We start from the raw sequence: 19,895 nt of genomic DNA, 5'->3' as shown, positions 1-19,895 counted from the left end.
TTATTGCGGGAAGTTTGACGATAATTTGCTAGACTTACGCACTTTTTATTTTTCGGTAGATTTAATATGGCTGTTTTGCAATGCGCTCATTGTCACAAACCCATTTCAGTGACTAAAATTACAGGAACTCGTGGCAAAGGGTTTTCTGCGCATATACAGTGTTACCACTGTCAGGCATGGTTAGGGCGCCACGGAATATTAACAGTGCTAAAAGTGATAGGGTTTTATACGGCTTTGATTGCAGCTATTACAGGATATTTTGTGGCAGGACTTGCTAATATCATTACCCCTGTGATTATGCTATCGCTGATATTAACAGGGGTAACGCATTTGATGGATCATCTTCTTGTGATAGAAGCACCTGAGGAAGATGCTTAAATCAAAAGGGCTTAAATAACAGACCCATCAATTGAATATTAGTCAACAACTTGTACTTGGTTTTCTAAAGCTGCTTCAACGTAATAAATACCGCCAAGTACAACAACACCAATGATCACCATGGTTAAAATAATACCGATGTTGTCTTTGAGCAAATTCATCATAGTTAAATCCTCTATTTAGGCTGTATAAGTTGCTATATATGGCTAATATTTTAGCTTTTTCAGCTTAAGCTAATCTTAAATAGCATAATCTTGTTCGGCTTAAGTTGCTATTGTAAGTCACAAATTTTTGTAAAAAGTGATTTGTAACATTCTATTGGTTGCTTTTTTTTAAATATTTTTTAATATAAGCACGATTTTTAAAACTAATTGAGATGTGTGCATTGATTAATTCGACGCGAATAAGACAAGGAATAGCAGTTTGGCTTTCAGCCATGCTGGTGCTTTTGTCGTTTGCGGTATCTGCACATGACTCAAGCCATCATGATGAAGGGGCAAGTACACACTGTACTTTATGCTTTCATCAACATCAGTTAAATAAAACACTTCCTAGTACTGAATTCAAACTTGCAGTAGCTAAACAAACCTTTGAGTCTGAAGTTGAGTTTATTGTTGTTTCATACAGCGTACATCAGGTCGTTTATCACAGTCGCGCCCCTCCTGTTTTCTCCTAATCAACATATTTTTAATAATTATTATGCTCATTAAACACGGCCGTTTATTGGTTTACGTGTGAGCAATTGATTCGACTATCAAAATGGATAGCCGAATACTTGTTGTATTTTGGAGATAAAATGTCTTATTTAAACAAACGCCTTTCATTGGTTGCCGCTGCGTGCGCTATCGTTTCATCACATGCGATTGCAGAAGATTCAAGTTTAACTAACCCTAATATCAGTGCTGTGCTTGATGGTTTTTATCAATCTGGCGATCGTGGCTTAGGCGGCCGTGAAGAAGGATTTGGTTTAGGTGAAACTGAACTGGCCATCAGTGCCAATATAGATGACATGTTTTACGGTAAAGTGACCGCAATATTAGAAAGCCACGATGGCGAAACTGAAATTGAACTTGAAGAAGCCTTTATTCAAACCATGGGTCTACCAGCTGGTTTAGGTATTCGTGCAGGTCGTTTCTTATCTGATGTGGGTTACTTAAATAACCAGCATTTACACACAGATGCATTCGTAGACCGTCCCGGTGCTTACCGTGCCTTTATGGGTGGCCATTATTTTGATGACGGTGTGCGTTTAACTTATGTTGCGCCAACTGATCTATATTGGACAATGGGTGTTGAAGCGTTCAAAGGTGACAAGATGCGCGCCGAAGATGAGCATGGCGAGCGCGATTTCGACACGGTAGGTGTTTATTCAGCTTTCACTAAATTTGGTGGTGATATTGGCTTATCAAGTTCATGGCAGGTGGGCTTAAGCTACTTACGTAACTCAAATGGTCAAGGTGTTGTAGAAGGCGAAGATGAGCACGAAGAACATACTGATGACGACCACGATCATGAAGGTCATACTCATAGTGCATCCTACACGGGTGAAAACACTTACATCGCCGACTTCGTCTACAAATGGGCTCCAAATGGTAACTATAAATACCAACACTTAACAGTGAGCGGTGAGTACTTCCGTGTGAATGATATCTTCTCATTTGAAGAGGAACATGATCATGAAGAGCATGATGCTCACGGTGAAGAAAGTAATAATGACTACCATGAAGGTTGGTACTTAAGCAGTGTTTACCAGTTCTCTCCTAATTGGTCAGCGGGTTTACGTTACGGTGAAGTTGATACATTCGAAGCTCATGGCGATCATTTAGATGCGCAAAAGCTTAAAGAAACCGAGCTTAGTTTAGCGTGGCATCACAGTCACTTCTCAACAGTACGTCTACAATATACTAATCAGAAGGGTACCAACTTTGATGGTTTTGAAGACGATAACATCGTCACTCTTCAGTATGTTATGACATTAGGAGCTCACGGTGCGCATCAATTCTAAGAAACTTATCGCCATAGGTGCTTTATGCAGTGCCTTTTTGGCAGGCTCTGCAAATGCAAAATTAAATGTGTTTGCATGTGAGCCTGAGTACGCTGCGTTAGCACAAGAGCTAGCACCCGATGCGAAAGTGTATTCGGCGACGAGTGCTCTACAAGACCCGCATCAAGTACAAGCTAGACCAAGCTTGATTGCCAAAATGCGTCAAGCAGACCTTGTTGTTTGTGCTGGTGCAGACCTTGAAGTAGGTTGGCTGCCGATGCTGCAAATGAAAGCATCGAATAATAAGGTGCGTTCAACAGATGCTGGTTTGTTTTATGCGGCAGAACACATTGAAACACTCGATCAACTTGAGCAAGTTGATCGCTCAATGGGGGATGTGCACGCTAAAGGTAATCCACACTTGCATTTTGATCCTCGAAGACTCTTGCAAGTCGCAGGTGCGTTATCGGCCAAGATGAGTCAACTCGATCCCGATTCGGCGGCGAGTTATCAAGCAAACCTTGCTGCATTTACTGAAAAGTGGCAAAAAGCGATTCCTCTGTGGGAAGAAAAAGCAGCAGGGCTTAAAGGTAAGAAAGTGATTGCTTACCACTCAAGCTTTCGTTACTTGTTTAACTGGCTAGGAATGGAGCAAGTTGCTGATTTAGAACCTAAACCTGGGATCCCACCTAGCAGTAGCCATTTAGCTAAGCTTGTTAGCCGTAGCCAAGAAGGTGATGTGATGGCGATATTATACACTTCATATCAAGATGAGCGCGGAGCAAATTGGCTTGGTGAAAGAACTGATTTGCCTGTGTTGATGTTACCGATGTCTGTGGGCGGTAATGATGATAGCAAGGATCTATTTAGCCTCTATGATAGCGTGCTTACGTTACTCACTGAGGTGAAATAGCTTATGCTAGATCTTGAGCTGCTTCCAATACTGTTCCCCGCATTTGTTGCGGGGATACTGGTGCTGTCTACGCATGTGGTATTAGGCCGTCAAGTGCTCAAGCGCGGAATAATCTTCATCGATTTAGCGATAGCACAAGTGGCGGCTTTAGGCGCGATTGTATCGCATATGGATCATAGCATTGAGGAGTTACCTTTCTCGCATGTATGGATGCCAGCATTGTTCGCTATAGCGGGAGCTGGCTTTATTGCTTGGCTTTCAAAACGCTTTGCTGATGAGCTTGAAGCGATCATTGGTTGCTTTTATGTGCTTAGTGCTGTGGCAGCTATGCTGCTGCTGTCAAATGATCCTCATGGAGCAGAGTTATTAAAGCAATTAATGTCGGGTCAAATATTATGGGTTAATTGGTCTCAGCTTGTGTTGCCAGCCATAGTCTCTGCTGCGATATTGCTACTTGTGGTGTTTAGACCACAAGTACTTGATGGTTCTGGGTTCTACTTCTTGTTCGCGATAGTGATTACACTATCAGTTGAGCTTGTTGGTGTGTATTTAGTCTTTAGTACTTTGATATTGCCAGCGCTTGCATTGAACAAGTATTTAGGCAAAGGGCAACTTGCTCTTGCTTATGTGGTTGGATTTGTTGGATACCTTGCAGGGCTTATACTCTCGGCCAGTTATGATCTGCCTAGCGGTGCGGCCATTGTGGCAGCGTTAGCTTTCAGTGCCATTACTATGCGGACAATTTTGTCATTTAATCAGTCTAAAGCGGTTGATTAATGGCTTATTGCAAAGCGTAGTGGTGTCGTGTTGAGCGGCCAGGTTACAGAATTAATGGTGCGTTAATGTTAACGCACCATTCTTTTATCTGGGCTAGTGTATAATATTTTAAGCTTACAAATGTAAACTGAAATTAAACAAACCATTGAGTCCAGCAACTGTGCTGGCTATACTGTCGCCACTTTCTTCGCAGGAGTCTGCTTGTGCTGTTAATTGCTCGTTCAATTATTCTTGCAGTGTTATTAACACTGGCGTTTTTTTTCGCAATAATTCTTTGTCTTGTTAGACCTATGCATCGTGATAATGTCCATGTTATCGCTAGAATTTTTTCTTCAGTTGCACCCATTCTTGGCATAAAGGTGATCACCCGTCATGCCACTGAAGAAACTCAAAAAGAACCAAAAATATATTTAGCTAACCATCAAAACAACTTTGATTTGTTTACTCATACATCTGCAGTGCCTAAAGCAACGGTGAGCCTAGGTAAGAAAAGTTTGGCGTGGATGCCGCTGTTTGGGCAAATATATTGGCTGTCGGGTAATATTTTAATCGACCGTAAAAATCGCCATAGTGCTTTTGATACGATGGCTAAAACCGTTGAAAAAATGAAAAATAAGTTACTTTCAGTGTGGATTTTCCCTGAAGGAACACGTTCTAGAGGGCGTGGCTTATTACCTTTTAAAGTCGGCGCTTTTCATACTGCTATTGCTGCCAAGGCATCTATTGTTCCTGTGCTGGCCTCTTGTCAAAATCACATTAAATTAAATCGTTGGAATAACGGTGTGGTGATTGTGGAAATGATGGCACCAATGTCTACTGAAAATGTTGATAAAGCGGATGTTAAAAAGCTCTGTGCAAAAGTGCATGAAGCCATGTCAGCACGTTTGGCGGAATTAAATCAAGAAGCATCGGCATTAATGGCTAAACCTCAGTAGATTTATCACGTATAATTAGCGATTAGCCGCATTATTTTGTTAACGGAGTTACTCCATGTCTATTGAAGGTCTATTAAAAGAGCAGTTTGCTGAGAATCGTGAAATTATTCAAGCTTTGCTTGATGATGGTTCGCAAGCCGATGCCGAATACACTATTGAGCATCACTTTTCTTCGACTAATTTTGACCGTTTAGAAAAAGCGGCGGTTGATGCATTTAAACTTGGTTTTGAAGTGAATGATGCCGAAGAAATGGAGCTCGAAGATGGCTCAATTATTTTCTGTTTTGATGCGATTGCTAACCATGCGCTTGAAGCTGACTTATTAGATAAAGCTTGTGAGCAATTAATGATTTTAGCGCAAAAGCAAAAAGTGGATTATGACGGTTGGGGGACATTCTTTGTCGGTGATGAAGAAGACCTTGATGACGAAGAAGGTGAAGAAGAGGAGTTTTAAGCGACTCTCTTAGCACCTCATCTCAAAAGATAATAAAAAGCCCACTCATATGAGTGGGCTTTTTATTTCTGCACAGGGCCATTTCATATTGTTTAGCACTAATCTTTGTATATCGACGTTTGGTTACGACCATTCTCTTTTGAAAGGTACAAGGCCTTGTCAGCACCAGATAACCAACTCGAACTTGTTTTGACGTCCTCAGTTAAGGCATTGACTCCAATACTAATCGTCACCTTAATTATTTGATTCTTGTATACCACTTGAGAAGCTTCGATTTTTTTACGTAAGCGCTCAGTAAAGTATTTTGATTCGTCAGCGTTTGTATTGGTCAGCACTACCGCAAACTCTTCACCGCCATAACGGCCAGCAAAGTCGGTTTCACGTAATGATTGCTTTAATATGTGGGCAATACTCTGAATCACTTTATCGCCTGCTGGATGACCGTATTTATCATTAACTTGTTTGAAATTATCGATATCAATCATGATCATGCTGCCGCTTTCCCCATAACGCGCAAAGCGTTCGTACTCTTTCTCAAAGCACTCTTGCCAGTGGCGACGATTGAACAGTTGAGTCAGGCTATCGGTTTGGCTGAGCTTTTCTAATTGCTCATTAGCAGCTTTTAGTTGGAGTTTGTTGATGGCGACATCTGTGACGTCATAAACAATGATGCTGATATGTGTAATATTGCCAGTGAGCGAAGCCAGTGGCAGCAAAGTGATGTTTTGGTACATGTGATCTGCACGGCCAGTAATTGGACGATAGTTTTTAAACTCGAACACATTGGGCCGTTGTTCCCAGCTGATGAATGAGCGGTTTCTAAGTAAGAAAACCGACTCCATTTTTTGGGTAAGCCACTCATTAGGTAAATCAGGAAAGGTTTCAAACAGGTTTTTACCCTTAATGGTGTTAGGCGACACACCACTGTGGTTTTCCATGAACCCGTTCCATAGTTGGATGTTGTAATTACGATCTAATACGACCAGCCCAACTTCTATGGTTTGCACCATATCAATCAGCCAGTGAAGTTCGTTCATTGCATTTTGATCAGTAGACATGAGTAACATCCAACATTTTTATTATTTTAATTATTTGCGAATTTTCGCTAATAAGTGTGATTAATCGAGTAAGTAACCCAGCTTAAAATTAAGCGTTGGTATTGAGTCTTCAGTAAATAGCAGTAATAAATCACACTGAACATCATGGTTTTCAATTTGGTAATTGATCTCCATTGCTAAGGTGCGCTGCCATTTTTCAGAGTTATCATGAATGAGTTCATTAACTGTGCAGTGACGCCCTAAAACCACAGGGTGCCCTTGGCTAAACTTCATGTCTAGTTGCTCAGAAATACCATTTAGAAACGCGCCGATAAGTACATTACCGGTGTCGATTAACACTTCAATTTCATTGTTAGCATCTTTTGGGTTTTTATGGCCCATTAGTTTTGCCATGTCTTCAAAGCTTGAATCATGGAATAACAGTAATGCTTCACCAGCCACTCCTGCACCGATAAAGCCTTGGCATAAAGCTGATATTTTTGAGCTTTCTTCGGTCGCTTTTAGCGCCATAGTGAGCTCACTCACTTCGAGGACGTTAACATTAGGGATAGGCAGCATGACAAACACATCTAATAGAGTCGCTAATAAGTCTGCGGCTCGTCCCATTGCAACGTTGGCTATTTCTTGGCAAGCATCACGTAAATCGACTTCAAACATTGGGGTGTCATTACTTGCATCTTTCAACGCTAATGTGAGAATGCCGTATTCTTCGAGGATATTACTAATGGATTCTGCACTAACAGGCTTTTGTATAAAGTCGAGTGCACCTAGAGCTTTGACTCGCTCATGGGCTTTAATTTGAATATCACCAGACACCACGATGACCAGCGCGGGTAAGTCTTCTTTTTGAATGGCTTCTAATACTTCATAACCGTCCATAACAGGCATATTAAGGTCGAGAAATACTATCTCGCCTTTACCTGCTCGAATAACCTCGAGTCCTTCAGCGCCATTGGTGGCATAACTGATATCAACGTCCCATTCTTTGGGCAAGGTTCGGGCCATTTGCTTTCTGGCTAATCCTGAGTCATCGCATATCAAAATAGGAATAGTCATAGAGACTGATGATCCTTTTACAGGGTTATTATTATTGAGTGTAGTCGACAAATTTATTAATCGAACATATTTCATTAAGCAACAGTGAGTTAGCTATTGAAATGGTCACTTTAGTGCATCCTACATTTATTAAACAATATTTTACAACTTATTGCTGACAATTAGCATTAAAATTCGACAGTTTTTTGGCGTTTGTCGTTATTTTGTATCTTTTATGGCAGTTTTTTATGTTGTGGTGGTTACATCTGTTTGGGGGTGGTGTTTTTTGTTGTTTGATTTGGTTAAATTTTTTATGGATTTAATAATGGTTAACTATTCGCCAAATTGCCTATGTGTGATAACTTGCAATCTGGACTGACCAGTAAAGGATGAACCATGGATAATAAACTCGTTGAGTTAAAGGTTGAAAATGGCATTGCCCATGTCATGTTAAATAGGCCTGATAAATACAATGCATTAAATATTGAATTATTTCAGGCTATAGATAAAACCATCAACAAACTACATAAGAATAAATCAGTAAAAGTGGTTATTTTATCGGGTGCTGAAGGTAATTTTAGTTCAGGTTTGGATGTGAAAAGTGTGTCTAAATCGATTATGCCAGCGTTGAAATTATTATTTAAGTGGTTACCAGGTAATGCTAATTTGGCTCAAAGGGTATCATTGGGTTGGCAAAAATTGCCTATCCCTGTTATCGCGGTTATCGAAGGTTTTTGTTATGGCGGCGGGGTACAAATTGCCCTAGGTGCAGACTTTAGATTTGCGAGTAAAGATGCGCAGTTATCTATAATGGAATCTAAATGGGGACTATTACCTGACATGGCGGGGCTTGCAGGGTTAAGGCAAATCATGCCTAAAGATAAGGCGCTACAGCTGACGTATACCGCAGATATTATTAGTGCCGATAAAGCCTTAGAGTTTGGTTTGGTTACCAAAGTGTATGAAAACCCGCATCAGCAAGCCTTGTTATTTGCCGAAAAGCTCATGCAACGTTCGCCTGATACCAATGCCGCTGTAAAGCTGAGTATTAACAATAACTGGTCGGGGACGTTACGCAGTTTATTAAGCCGTGAATCTTTGAGCCAAATTCGCTTACTTGTGGGAAAAAATCGTAGTATTGCTGGGCATAGAGAAATCAAAAAATCTGACAAACCTTATCAAAATAGGCAGTCAGGCTGGTAGCTAGATTCAGGATTTAAGATTTAAACTACAATTTTGAGGTAACTTCAATCGCTATAGATATATTTTAATGTTTTGAGTATTTAGCGAGTTTAAAGAATTTATGCTGGTGCAATAATTCCTTGCTAAGATCATGGCTAATACCTATATATTTTATGAGATAGAGACATGCGTGGTTTTTTTGAGAAGTTATTGTGGAGTAGCCGGCTTTCAGTAACCGTTGGAGTGGTAGCCTGTGTTGTCGGGGCTTTGGTTATTTTTGCTGTTGGCATAAAAGATGTTGTCCATTTACTCGAGTTACTTTGGAACTATCTCATTAGCGGCAGTCATGAAATTCGCAATGACATCATTATGGTGGTGGTCGAGATATTGGATACCTTCTTACTGGGATCGGTGATGCTGATTTTTGCTTTTGGCCTTTACGAGCTATTTATTAGTGATTTAAAAAATGCCAATGACACTAATAGTGGTGGTCGAATTTTAGTGATTAGCAGTATCGACTCCCTAAAAAGTAAATTAGGTAAAGTGATATTGATGATGTTGATTATAAAGGTTTTTTCTTACTTTACTGAGATGAAGCCTGAGTCGATGTTAGATTTATTGTATATGGGTATCATTGTGGTACTTGTTGCACTGTCACTGATGCTGAGCAAAGATAAAAAAGAGTAAAAACCACCGAAGTGAGATGTTGGCTGCACTAGCGGCCAACAATTTTACGGGCAAATCCTTCAATATATTCCATTGCTTCTTCCCAGCCCCCTAGATTATTCAGATCTAACTGCATAATGTATTGACGGTAAAGTTGACTCGACTTGATTTCATTTTGCTGCTTTCGGTCTTTAGCTTCAGAAATTGACACTTGGTTGGCATTCGCTGACTGTAAATCCAAAACTGGAATATCGAGTTCCTTTAACTGCATAGCAATGGACAAGTCACGGCTTTGTTCATCAACTAATTGTTCGAATTCTCGGTAAGGGTTAATCACTACCAGCAAATCAGGTTTAGCTAGCTTGTCTTGGTGAAGAAGGTTAACCACCATTCCTGCACTATCGTCAGTTGCGATTAAAATGCGTTTTCCTGGGAATTGTGCACCAATATCATCCAGCTCGGCTAAGCACTCGTTCATTATATTTTGTTGAAAGTTTCTCAATTCTAAAAGCTGACTAGAACTGTATTTAGGAGTCACTTGGTGAGGATCTAATGCAATTTGTTTTTCACCTGCTTTAGTTACTTGATCAACAGAGGTAGCAAAATTGGGACGATATAACCCTTCTGTGGGTTTTAAGCTGATACTTGCCCAGCCTTTTGCTGGAATCTCTTGCCGTAAATAACGGACAAAACCTCGACCACTGGCTTGAGTGTCGGAAGGTCCAACGACAACGACTGCGCCGCGCTGTTTTTTACCTTGCCATGGTTTAACTAATATTTCGATGGTTTTATCTTGGACGGTTATTTGTTGCTTTTCGCTGTTACTGATTGGGGTAAAAATACTTTCGGATAATAAGCTGACACTCACTAAGCTTGTACTGATTAAACGATTACTAATTAAAGCTGAACTGTGGGCATTGAATGATACTAAGCTCAGCAATATAAGTAAGCCGATAACAATCAACGTGTTGGATTGAGAGTGAAAAGGCTGCCTAGTGATTTTAGCTAGCTCAGTTAGCTGAATTAGCTTTGTTAGTCGAATTAGTCTCATCGCGATAACTTATACAAAACCTGTAGGATAAATACAAAAAAGCCCTGTACTGCATAAGAAGTACAGGGCTTTTTACTTCGTGTTAGCAGTGTATTATACGTGGCTAACTAATACCATTCTAATAGCATCTAGCTGGTATTGGCTGTCATCAATATAGCCATTCAGTTCCGCCATTTGATTACGAATGTAATCTAGCTCTGAGTCGCGAATGTTCGGGTTAACCGCTTTAAGTGCTTCTAAACGTGATAATTCGCCATTGAGTTGCAGGGTCATTTTTTCACGTGCTTGTGTCACTAATTCAGCTAAAGCCGCTTGTGCTTGTGCTTCACCTTTGGCAAGCAACGGATGCAAGATAGGCTGCGATGCGTTAACAAGTTTACTGGCAATATGACGATTCACAGCGCTAAGTTGTTTATCAAAGCTTGCATAGTCGACCTTGTCGGCAAGGTTTAAACCATTTTTATCCAATAACACGCGAATAGGTGTTGGCGGCATATAACGGTATAGCTGCGATGATTTAGGGGCTGTCACATCTGCCATATAAATCAGTTCTAAGAACAAGGTGCCAGCAGGTAATGCTTTGTTTTTAAGCACAGCTACACTGGTGGTGCCAGTTTCAGAGTCAGTGATTAAATCTAATGCAGTTTGCACCAACGGATGCTCTTGAGAGATAAAAGCAATATCATCACGAGAAAGAGCGGTTTCACGGTCAAAGGTCACTGACACACCATCTTCAGGTAACCCTGGGTAAGATGGGAATAGCATGTGTTCACTTGGGCGTAAAACGATTGAGTTCTCACCGCGATCTTCTTGATCTACACCGATAATGTCCCATAAACGGATAACAGAGCCGATTAAGTGAGTATCTGAATCTCGCTCAGCTAAACGCTCAACTAACTTTTTAGACTGCTCGCCGCCATGAGAATTGATTTCTAGTAACTTATCACGCCCTTGCTCCATCGCCTGTTTAAGCTCTTGGTAACGGCTTTGAGTGTGATTAAGCAATTGTGTCATTAATTCTGGGTCAGAATCATTAAGCACTGCAGTTAACTCATCAGCAAATTCTGAGTAAAGCACATGCCCACTTGGACAAGTGAGTTCGAATGAATTTAGACCTTGGTGATACCAATTCATTAAACGCTCTTGCGCCGTGTCCTTTAAGTAAGGCAGGTGAATTTGAATATCATTTTGCTGACCGATACGGTCTAAGCGACCGATGCGTTGTTCCAGTAAGTCTGGGTTTAATGGCAAATCGAATAACACAAGGTGACTGGCAAACTGGAAGTTACGACCTTCAGATCCAATTTCAGAACAAATTAATGCCTGAGCGCCGCCTTCTTCTTGAGCAAAATAAGCACCGGCTTTGTCACGTTCGATAATGGACATGCCTTCATGGAATACGGTTGCTTGAATACCTTCACGAGTACGCAAAGCTTCTTCAAGGCTTAAAGCTGTTTCGGCTTGGCTAGCAATAATCAGCACTTTTTTGCTGCGATGTTCTTTTAAGAAATCGATTAACCAATCAACGCGCGGATCAAACTTCCACCAACTGGCACTGTCACTTTCAAACGCTTGGTATAGCTTTTCAGGACTCAGTGATTGCTTGGCTTGATCTTGAGGTGACTTTTTAGAGCCCATCATGGCATTAACACGCTCAGCAGTAACATACTCCTGCGGCATCGCTAATGGATGTGGGTTAAAGAACCTTTGCGGGAAACCACTGACAGATGCGCGGCTATTACGATACAAAATACGGCCCGTACCATGACGGTCGAGTAATTCTTGCAATAACTCTTCGCGAGCGGTCTGTTTAACGTCATCAGCAACATCTTCAGCTTGAATTACATTGATGCTAGGCATAATGTCTTTTTCGCTAAGAAGCTCAGTTAAGCTATTTATGGCACTATCAGCTAGTTTAGTGTTGGCGGTAAGCGCTTCTGCGGCTTCAGCCACACTTTGGTAGCTTTTCTCTTCTTCAAGAAATGCTTCGTAATCGTAGAAACGATCAGGGTCGAGTAAACGTAAACGGGCAAAGTGACTTTGATGGCCGAGCTGATCTGGGGTCGCGGTTAATAGTAAGACACCTGGCACTTCTTCACTTAAGGCTTCAACGATTTGATAAGCGCGACTTGGGGCAGTTTCGCTCCACTCAAGGTGATGGGCTTCATCAACCACCATTAAGTCCCAATCAGCATCGATAGCTTGTTCTAAACGACGTTTTTTACGTAATAGCTCAAGCGAACAAATGACTAATTGTTCTGTATAAAACGGGTTGTCATTATCGGCGTAAGCTTCAACACAGCGGTCTTCATCAAAGATTGAAAACTTTAAGTTAAAGCGGCGTAGCATTTCGACCAACCACTGATGGCGTAATGTGTCAGGCACAATCACTAAAATACGCTCAGCGCGGCCAGTAAGTAGTTGCTGGTGAATAATCAAACCTGCTTCAATGGTTTTACCCAAACCAACTTCATCGGCCAGTAAAACACGTGGAGCATAACGACGACCGACTTCGTGAGCAATCCACTGCTGGTGCGGGATTAAACCGACACGAGGACCTTGCTGACCCAGTAAATCAGAGGTGGCTAATTTATGGCGTAAAAGCTGGCTTTGATAGCGAATACCAAAACGTTCTAAACGGTCAATTTGGCCTGCAAATAAGCGGTCTTGTGGCTTATTAAAACGAATATTGTGGTTCAACAAGGTTTCACGTAAACGAACACTTTCATTTGTTTCACTGTGAATGCCGATATAGGTCACTAAACCATCTTTTTCTTCGACTTCATTGACGGTAAGTTTCCAGCCTTCATGGCTTTCAATTGAGTCACCTGGATTAAAAATAACACGAGTTAATGGAGCTTCATCGCGTGAAAACAGACGGTTTTCATCAGCGGCAGCAAACAGTACTGTAACCATGCGTCCTTCGACTGCGACTACGGTACCTAAACCAAGTTCTGACTCGGTATCACTAATCCAACGTTGACCTAAAGCAAACGGCATTTTTTACTCTCATTCGGAACAGATATATACAAAGGGCGCGTATGTTATAACAAACGCTACTAGATTTAAATTCTAGCAGCGATTTAAATATTCATGATGGGCAATTTTATTTAGCTAGAGCTGAATTTGACACATTATTGTCATCTCAATGACATCTTTACCCCCCTAAACTGACCCTGTATACATCCGATTAACTATTGAGAGTTAGTAAATTTGCTGGCATAGTTTAATTGTGCACTGATGGAGATTATCTATCGTTGTAAGTTTATTATGTATTTAATATCAGGAGTTTAAATTGGATTAATCCCTTAGTTACCCCTATGCATTGAGCACTCTGGAGGCGCCATGGAACATAACGACAGAAAGTTGTTTGTACTGGATACCAATGTGTTACTGCATGAACCTTTAGCGATATATTCGTTTAAGGAACATGACGTAATCATCCCAATGACAGTGTTAGAAGAGTTAGACAATATTAAGGACAGAAAGCACGACATTAGTCGTGACGCGCGAGTCGCCATTAGGGCGTTAGAAGATATTCTCGGAGGGAAAACTTCACCAGAACAAATTCTTAACGGTGTTTCACTCCCCAGCCGCGAAGGCCATTTAGACGTTTCAGGCAGCTTATCCATTTTTCCAGACCATCAAATCGACTTTACAACTGGCACCTTACCCGGTGATAACAACGATAACCGCATCATTAATACCGCACTTCACCTCCAAAAATTACATCATCCAAGGCAGGTTGTACTCGTTACTAAAGACATTAATATGCGTCTTAAAGCGAAAGGTGCAGGTATTGAGAGGGTGGAAGACTATCGCACCGATCAGTTAATTGATGACATTCGCTTTCTTGCCAAAGGTTTTTATCAGTTCGACGGTGATTTTTGGGGCAATGTCGATAAAGTCTCAACCGATCGTGTTGGTGGTAAAACCGTTCACCAAGTGAATATTGATGAAGTGGGTAACGAGCCTTTTTACAAAAACCAGTATTTGATTGATGAAGATACCGAGTTTTGCGGTAAGGTTGCTAGTCGCACTGAAACACACCTTAATATTATTGATTATGGCCGTGATCGCTTAGAGCACTTGCAAGCTTGGGGAATTAAACCGAAAAATATCTATCAAGGTATGGCGTTAAATGCCTTACTTGACCCTGAAATCGACTTGGTAATTCTCACAGGTCCAGCAGGTTGTGGTAAAACCTTAATCGCGATGGCTGCAGCACTTGAGTTAGTGGTTGAGAAGAAGCAATACGAAAAGGTCATTGTGACCCGTAATACCCCTGAAATTGCCGAATCCATAGGTTTTTTACCCGGCACCGAAGAAGAGAAAATGGCACCATGGTTGGCTGCAATTACCGATACGCTAGAGGTACTACATAAAAACGATGTAAACCCTCAAGGCAGCATGAATTACATCATGGAAAAGGCCAATGTGCAGTTTAAGTCGATAAACTTTATGCGCGGACGCTCTATACAAAACTCGGTGGTGATTTTAGATGAATGCCAAAATCTTACGGCATCTCAAATAAAAACCATGATTACGCGTATGGGGGAGGGGACGAAGTTAGTTTGTTGCGGCAATTTATCCCAGATTGACTCCACTTACTTAACGGCAGTAACCTCAGGACTCACTTATATTGTTGAGCGTTTTAAAGATTTTGACGGTAGCGCTAATATTTATCTTAATGGAGTAGTTCGTTCACGCTTGGCTGAGTTTGCTGAGGAGCATTTATAGTCTTAGTTCTAAGCATAAGGATAAACCACAGTCTCGAAGACTGATGATATGAATCTATAGTCGCTTCAGTATTAAGCCATCTAGCTTGTAGGTGGCTTTTTTATCGCTTTTGAATCAGGGTTTAAACAATAATCGTGAGTTGGTATTACAGGCACAAAAAAACACTGACGTCCGAGCATGCATCAAGAACGGTCAGTGTTGAGTTGCCTACTGATGATTTAAGGCAAGTGCTGATCAAACAGCTTTTTTTTGTTGTTAATTTTTACATCAGCATTAACGTTTATCGCACTGAATCATCAGTGATTAAGCGACGTGAGCCACTGCTTCTTTAACTAAGCGACCAATTTCATCCCATTGACCATCAGCAATCATTTTTGGCGGTAACATCCAAGTGCCACCACAAGCCAGTACCGCAGGAATAGCAAGGTACTTATCAACATTGGCTAAGCTCACGCCGCCTGTTGGCATAAACGATACTGGATATACGGCAGTTAACGCCTTTAGCATTGGAATGCCGCCAGATGGTTCAGCTGGGAAGAACTTAACTGTTTTTAAGCCCATCTCCATAGCTTGCTCAACTAAGCTTGGGTTATTAACTCCAGGAATAATTGGAATGTTTTTATCTAAACAGTACTGAACAATTTTTGGATTAAATCCAGGGCTAACAATAAAATCTACGCCCGAATCGATAGCATCATCCACTTGTTCAGTAGTTAGAATAGTACCAGCACCAATCAACATATCAGGAAAGGCTTCACGCATATTACGAATCGCTTGTGAGGCACAAGCTGTTCTGTAGGTCACTTCAGCGCAATTCATGCCGTTTTCAACTAATGCTTTACCTAGTGGAATTGCATCATCCGCTTTTTCAATCGCGATAACTGGAATGACTTTTAATTGAGATAACTTTTCATTTAATGTTGGCACAATACTTCTCACTTATTACTTGAATTCAAAAGGCTTAACTTAGACCTAACTTAGGCATAGCTTGCGGGCTAATAATTGCGCCTGCATGCTGAATGACGGTTCCTGCTAGTAAATGTCCGGCTTTTGCTGCAGCTTCAGTGCTGCCGCCCGTCAGTCTTTTAGCTAGATAACCTGCGCTAAAAGAATCACCAGCTGCGGTAGTATCAACCACTTTGTCTACTAAAGTGGCTGCTACGCTGATACGTTCATCTGGGGTTATGACTAAACAAGGTTCACTACCAAGTTTGACTACGATCTCAGTGGCACCAAGTGCTTGAGTGCGCGAAATACATTGCTCAATATCGGTATCACCGTATAACGCTTGTTCGTCCTCAAAGGTTAAACATGCAATATCGGTAAATTCCAACATGGTTTTATAGCTTGCTATAGCTTGGGACTTGTCTTGCCATAATTGCGGACGGTAATTATTGTCAAAAATGACTTTGCCGCCTTTTTGTTTGAACTGTTTCAATACATTGAATAATACGGCAAGGCTTTCTGGGGTCAGAATCGCTATTGAAATACCACTTAAATAAATGGCATCAAACTTCAGTAGTGATTTCGCGAGTTGATTACTGTCAGCTTGTTCAAATAAATACTTGGCGGCAGCTTCATTTCGCCAGTAAAAGAATGAGCGCTCGCCATTATCATCAGTCTCAATGTAATACAAACCTGGCTGCTTACCTTCGACATGTAAAACATGCTCGGTATTGATCCCTTCGGCTTGCCAAGTTGATTTCATTGAACTGCTGAAAGGGTCATGGCCTAATGCCGTAACATAATAGGTCTCTAAATCGGCATCTTGGGTTAGTCGCGCTAAATACAGTGCGGTATTTAATGTGTCTCCACCAAAGTTTTGCGTTAGCATCTCGCCTGATGGCCTTAGCTCAACCATGCATTCGCCAATTATCGCAATTTTTTGATTTTTCATATTCAAGTGCCTATTTAGGATTATCTGTTACTTAAGAAAGTCTTCTCTAGAAGGCGAGAATACATCGACCAGTACACTGTCTTGTTCTAAAGCTACGGCACCATGTTCAAAGTGCTTACGCGCAATGAACGCATCGCCAGGATTCAAAATTTGTTTTTCGCCGTTTATTTGTGCTTCAAATTTACCTTGAACAACATAGCCAATTTGATCGTGGATTTCATGAGTGTGGGGAGTGCCAACAGCACCTTTATCAAAACACACATGAACAACCATTAGATCATCGGTAAAACCAACAATCTTTCTCTTGATCCCTTCTTCAATGACTTCCCATGGATGTTCATCAGCTTTAAAAAATACGTTCATCTTGTTGCTCCAAAGGGTGTTAAAAACATTGCTTATCATCAATATTTGTTTATCATAATGCTTACTTTTGATTTGTAATACAATATGTTTTTATTTGTGTGAGCTAAATCAAGTATTATTTATCGACTGAAAAGTCAGATATTCATCTGTAAAACGTTGTATACCTTGAATGTTGGGCTAGTGGTTGCGAATGTGATCAAGTTCATTTTTTTGATAGGATTAGATACAACAATAACGCATATTGTATTACTTTATGTCTAGCTCTTAAATTTCATGACTGTTAAAAGGTGACTAAACTTATGGCAACGCAACCTATATTGCTAACTGAAGCCGAGATTTCACTGTTAAGTAAAGAAGTCGGTCGTTCAAGCCTGATGGGCAAAACCATTGCGGCTAACAAGAAAGATGTCGATGCATTTATGCAACTGCCAATTGATATACCAGGGCATGGTGAAGCGGGCGGATATGAGCATAATCGCCATAAGCAAAATTACACCTATATGAATTTAGCGAGTCGATTATTTCTGATCACTAAAGAGCAGAAGTATGCAGACTTTGTTATTGCTGTATTAGAGCAGTATGCAGATAAGTACCTGACATTTGATTTCCACGTTCAAAAAAATACCAACCCAACAGGGCGTTTATTCCATCAAATTTTGAACGAGCATTGCTGGTTGTTTTACACCAGTATTGCCTATTCTTGTGTGGCTTCACAAATGAGCGAAGCACAACAAGAACGCATTAAAGCGCGAATTTTTGAACCTATGCTAGATATGTTCACTGTTAAATATGCCCATGATTTTGACCGCATTCATAATCATGGCATATGGGCGGTAGCCGCAGTGGGCATATGTGGCTTAGCCATTGGTAAACGTGAGTATTTAGAGCACGCTGTTTATGGTTTAGACCGTGATGATACTGGCGGTTTCCTTGCGCAAATATCACAGTTATTTGCCCCGTCGGGTTATTACATGGAAGGCCCGTACTACCACCGATATGCCATTCGTCCAACGTGTGTGTTTGCTGAAGTCTTGCATCGTCACATGCCAGAAGTTGATATCTATAAATACAAAGATGGCGTTATTGGCAATACCGTTCAAGCGCTATTATCTACTGCTTATCCTAATGGTGAATTCCCTGCATTGAATGATGCTTCTCGCACTATGGGTATTACCGATATGGGCGTGCAAGTCGCAGTCAGTGTTTACAGCAAACACTACGGCTTAGATGACAACTTACTAGGCATGGCAAAAATTCAAGATGCAGTATGGATGCACCCATGTGGTTTAGCCTTATCGCAAGCATTTGAAAAAGCCAGTGAAAAACGTGAAATTGGCATGCCATTTTGGCCAAGTGTTGAGCTTAATGAAGGCCCTGAAGGCCAAAGTGGTGCACAAGGTTTTATCCGTATGCAGGATAAAAAACAAGACGTATTCCAACTGGTGATGAACTACGGTCAACACGGTATGGGTCATGGTAACTTCGATACTTTGGGTATTACTTACTTTAACCGTGGCCAAGAAGTATTACGTGAATATGGCTTTGGACGCTGGGTGAACGTAGAGCCAAAATTTGGCGGTCGTTACTTAGATGAAAACAAATCATATGCTCGTCAAACTATCGCACATAACTTAGTGACGATTGATGAAACCTGCCAAAACTACTTTGATGTAGCCCGTGCTGATGGCGTGCATGGTATTCCTCACTTTTTCGCAGTCGACAGTGACAGCATTAAAGGAATGAGTGCTTTTGCTAATGACCATTACGATGGATTCACCATGCAGCGCAGTGTGTTTATGCTAAACATCGAAGAGTTAGAAGCGCCATTACTGTTAGACCTTTACCGCTTAAATGGCGAAGGTGAGCACCAGTACGATTACTCGCACCAATACGACGGCCAAATTATTCGTACCAACTTTGATTACACCACCCATAAAGAACTCGATACTTTAGGTGACAAAGATGGTTACCAACATTTATGGCATGTGGCAGACGGTAAAGTGAATGACACTGCATTAGTGAGCTGGCTGCAAAATAACAATTACTACACTTGGTTAGGCACAAGCTCTAACGATAATGATGAAGTTATCTTTACCCGTACAGGTGCTAACGACCCAAGCTTTAATTTACGTAGCGAGCCAGCATTCACGCTTCGTAGCAAAGGCGGCAATACTTTATTCGCCTCAGTGTTAGAAACGCATGGCTATTTTAATGAAGAGTTTGAGCAGTCAGTTAATGCGCGTGGTCAAGTTAAAAACATTAAGGTGATTGGTCACAACGAAGTGGGATCAGTCGTCGAAATTGAAACGGCTAACACTGTGGTAACAGTGATGATAAGCAACCAAGCGGATGCGACTAACAGCACTGAACATCATATTGACTTTAACGGTCAAACTTATACTTGGACAGGCTTCTATGCTGTTTCAAGTACAGCAATCTCAGCTACAGCGCAGGAGAAGTAA

General features: G+C 41.1%; 19 protein-coding genes. 11 read left to right on the top strand and 8 right to left on the bottom strand.

Going from position 1 to position 19,895, the window contains the following annotated elements:
* The first annotated feature begins 66 nt into the window (after positions 1-66).
* Positions 67-378, top strand: coding sequence for a hypothetical protein (locus K5Q58_RS04590; RefSeq protein ID WP_259651233.1), 312 nt, complete (start codon positions 67-69; stop codon positions 376-378).
* Between the two features lie 38 nt (positions 379-416).
* On the opposite strand, the gene K5Q58_RS21085 is transcribed toward K5Q58_RS04590, so the two are convergent.
* Positions 417-542 (bottom strand): hypothetical protein, encoded by a 126-nt coding sequence (locus tag K5Q58_RS21085; RefSeq protein ID WP_259651232.1) that lies wholly within the window; start codon positions 540-542, stop codon positions 417-419.
* A gap of 272 nt (positions 543-814) precedes the next feature.
* Between K5Q58_RS21085 and K5Q58_RS04585 the strand changes: the two genes are divergently transcribed.
* From K5Q58_RS04585 to rraB, 6 genes are all read left to right on the top strand, one after another.
* Positions 815-1,054, top strand: coding sequence for a DUF2946 family protein (locus K5Q58_RS04585; RefSeq protein ID WP_374758478.1), 240 nt, complete (start codon positions 815-817; stop codon positions 1,052-1,054).
* Positions 1,055-1,174: 120 nt separating this feature from the next.
* A complete protein-coding gene (locus tag K5Q58_RS04580) occupies positions 1,175-2,383 on the top strand; it encodes a hypothetical protein (RefSeq protein WP_220752695.1) in 1,209 nt (402 codons plus the stop codon).
* The gene (locus K5Q58_RS04575; RefSeq protein WP_220752694.1) at positions 2,367-3,275 is read left to right on the top strand and encodes a metal ABC transporter solute-binding protein, Zn/Mn family; all 909 of its coding nucleotides are present in this window, start codon (positions 2,367-2,369) and stop codon (positions 3,273-3,275) included. The genes K5Q58_RS04580 and K5Q58_RS04575 overlap by 17 nt, the downstream gene beginning before the upstream one ends.
* Before the next feature lie 3 nt (positions 3,276-3,278).
* Positions 3,279-4,052, top strand: a complete 774-nt coding sequence (locus K5Q58_RS04570) for a metal ABC transporter permease (protein WP_220752693.1) — start codon at positions 3,279-3,281, stop codon at positions 4,050-4,052.
* Positions 4,053-4,255: 203 nt separating this feature from the next.
* Complete coding sequence (locus tag K5Q58_RS04565) at positions 4,256-4,987, top strand: 1-acylglycerol-3-phosphate O-acyltransferase (RefSeq protein ID WP_220752692.1); 732 nt, start codon at positions 4,256-4,258, stop codon at positions 4,985-4,987.
* 55 nt (positions 4,988-5,042) lie between these two features.
* Positions 5,043-5,441 carry a ribonuclease E inhibitor RraB gene (rraB, locus tag K5Q58_RS04560; RefSeq protein WP_220752691.1) on the top strand — a complete coding sequence of 133 codons (399 nt, stop codon included), beginning with the start codon at positions 5,043-5,045 and terminating at the stop codon, positions 5,439-5,441.
* A 98-nt stretch (positions 5,442-5,539) separates the two neighbouring features.
* Here the strand turns inward: rraB and K5Q58_RS04555 are convergent, their stop codons facing one another.
* Both K5Q58_RS04555 and K5Q58_RS04550 read right to left on the bottom strand, forming a co-directional pair.
* Positions 5,540-6,499, bottom strand: coding sequence for a sensor domain-containing diguanylate cyclase (locus K5Q58_RS04555; protein ID WP_220752690.1), 960 nt, complete (start codon positions 6,497-6,499; stop codon positions 5,540-5,542).
* A gap of 60 nt (positions 6,500-6,559) precedes the next feature.
* Positions 6,560-7,555, bottom strand: a complete 996-nt coding sequence (locus K5Q58_RS04550) for a response regulator (protein WP_220752689.1) — start codon at positions 7,553-7,555, stop codon at positions 6,560-6,562.
* A 375-nt stretch (positions 7,556-7,930) separates the two neighbouring features.
* Here K5Q58_RS04550 and K5Q58_RS04545 point away from each other — a divergent pair, with 375 nt between their 5' ends.
* Both K5Q58_RS04545 and K5Q58_RS04540 read left to right on the top strand, forming a co-directional pair.
* Complete coding sequence (locus K5Q58_RS04545) at positions 7,931-8,737, top strand: crotonase/enoyl-CoA hydratase family protein (RefSeq protein ID WP_220752688.1); 807 nt, start codon at positions 7,931-7,933, stop codon at positions 8,735-8,737.
* A gap of 165 nt (positions 8,738-8,902) precedes the next feature.
* On the top strand, positions 8,903-9,403 hold the full coding sequence (locus K5Q58_RS04540; RefSeq protein ID WP_220752687.1) for a YqhA family protein: 501 nt from the start codon (positions 8,903-8,905) through the stop codon (positions 9,401-9,403).
* A 28-nt stretch (positions 9,404-9,431) separates the two neighbouring features.
* Here K5Q58_RS04540 and K5Q58_RS04535 read toward each other — a convergent pair whose 3' ends face one another.
* Positions 9,432-10,433, bottom strand: coding sequence for a DUF3530 family protein (locus K5Q58_RS04535; RefSeq protein ID WP_220752686.1), 1,002 nt, complete (start codon positions 10,431-10,433; stop codon positions 9,432-9,434).
* 93 nt (positions 10,434-10,526) lie between these two features.
* A complete protein-coding gene (rapA, locus tag K5Q58_RS04530; RefSeq protein ID WP_220752685.1) occupies positions 10,527-13,433 on the bottom strand; it encodes an RNA polymerase-associated protein RapA in 2,907 nt (968 codons plus the stop codon).
* 345 nt (positions 13,434-13,778) lie between these two features.
* Here rapA and K5Q58_RS04525 point away from each other — a divergent pair, with 345 nt between their 5' ends.
* Positions 13,779-15,173, top strand: a complete 1,395-nt coding sequence (locus tag K5Q58_RS04525) for a PhoH family protein (protein ID WP_220752684.1) — start codon at positions 13,779-13,781, stop codon at positions 15,171-15,173.
* Positions 15,174-15,476: 303 nt separating this feature from the next.
* Here K5Q58_RS04525 and K5Q58_RS04520 read toward each other — a convergent pair whose 3' ends face one another.
* From K5Q58_RS04520 to K5Q58_RS04510, 3 genes are read right to left on the bottom strand one after another with little or no spacing between them, the layout of a single operon-like run.
* Positions 15,477-16,100, bottom strand: coding sequence for a bifunctional 4-hydroxy-2-oxoglutarate aldolase/2-dehydro-3-deoxy-phosphogluconate aldolase (locus K5Q58_RS04520; protein WP_220752683.1), 624 nt, complete (start codon positions 16,098-16,100; stop codon positions 15,477-15,479).
* A gap of 34 nt (positions 16,101-16,134) precedes the next feature.
* On the bottom strand, positions 16,135-17,070 hold the full coding sequence (locus tag K5Q58_RS04515; RefSeq protein ID WP_220752682.1) for a sugar kinase: 936 nt from the start codon (positions 17,068-17,070) through the stop codon (positions 16,135-16,137).
* 27 nt (positions 17,071-17,097) lie between these two features.
* On the bottom strand, positions 17,098-17,433 hold the full coding sequence (locus K5Q58_RS04510; RefSeq protein WP_153914153.1) for a cupin domain-containing protein: 336 nt from the start codon (positions 17,431-17,433) through the stop codon (positions 17,098-17,100).
* Positions 17,434-17,732: 299 nt separating this feature from the next.
* Here K5Q58_RS04510 and K5Q58_RS04505 point away from each other — a divergent pair, with 299 nt between their 5' ends.
* A complete protein-coding gene (locus K5Q58_RS04505; RefSeq protein ID WP_220752681.1) occupies positions 17,733-19,895 on the top strand; it encodes a heparinase II/III family protein in 2,163 nt (720 codons plus the stop codon).

The organism is Shewanella sp. KT0246 (genome assembly GCF_019654955.1).
Classification (GTDB): domain Bacteria; phylum Pseudomonadota; class Gammaproteobacteria; order Enterobacterales; family Shewanellaceae; genus Shewanella; species Shewanella goraebulensis.
The sequence above is the reverse complement of the archived record's forward strand: the minus strand, read 5'-3'. Positions and strand labels throughout refer to the sequence as shown.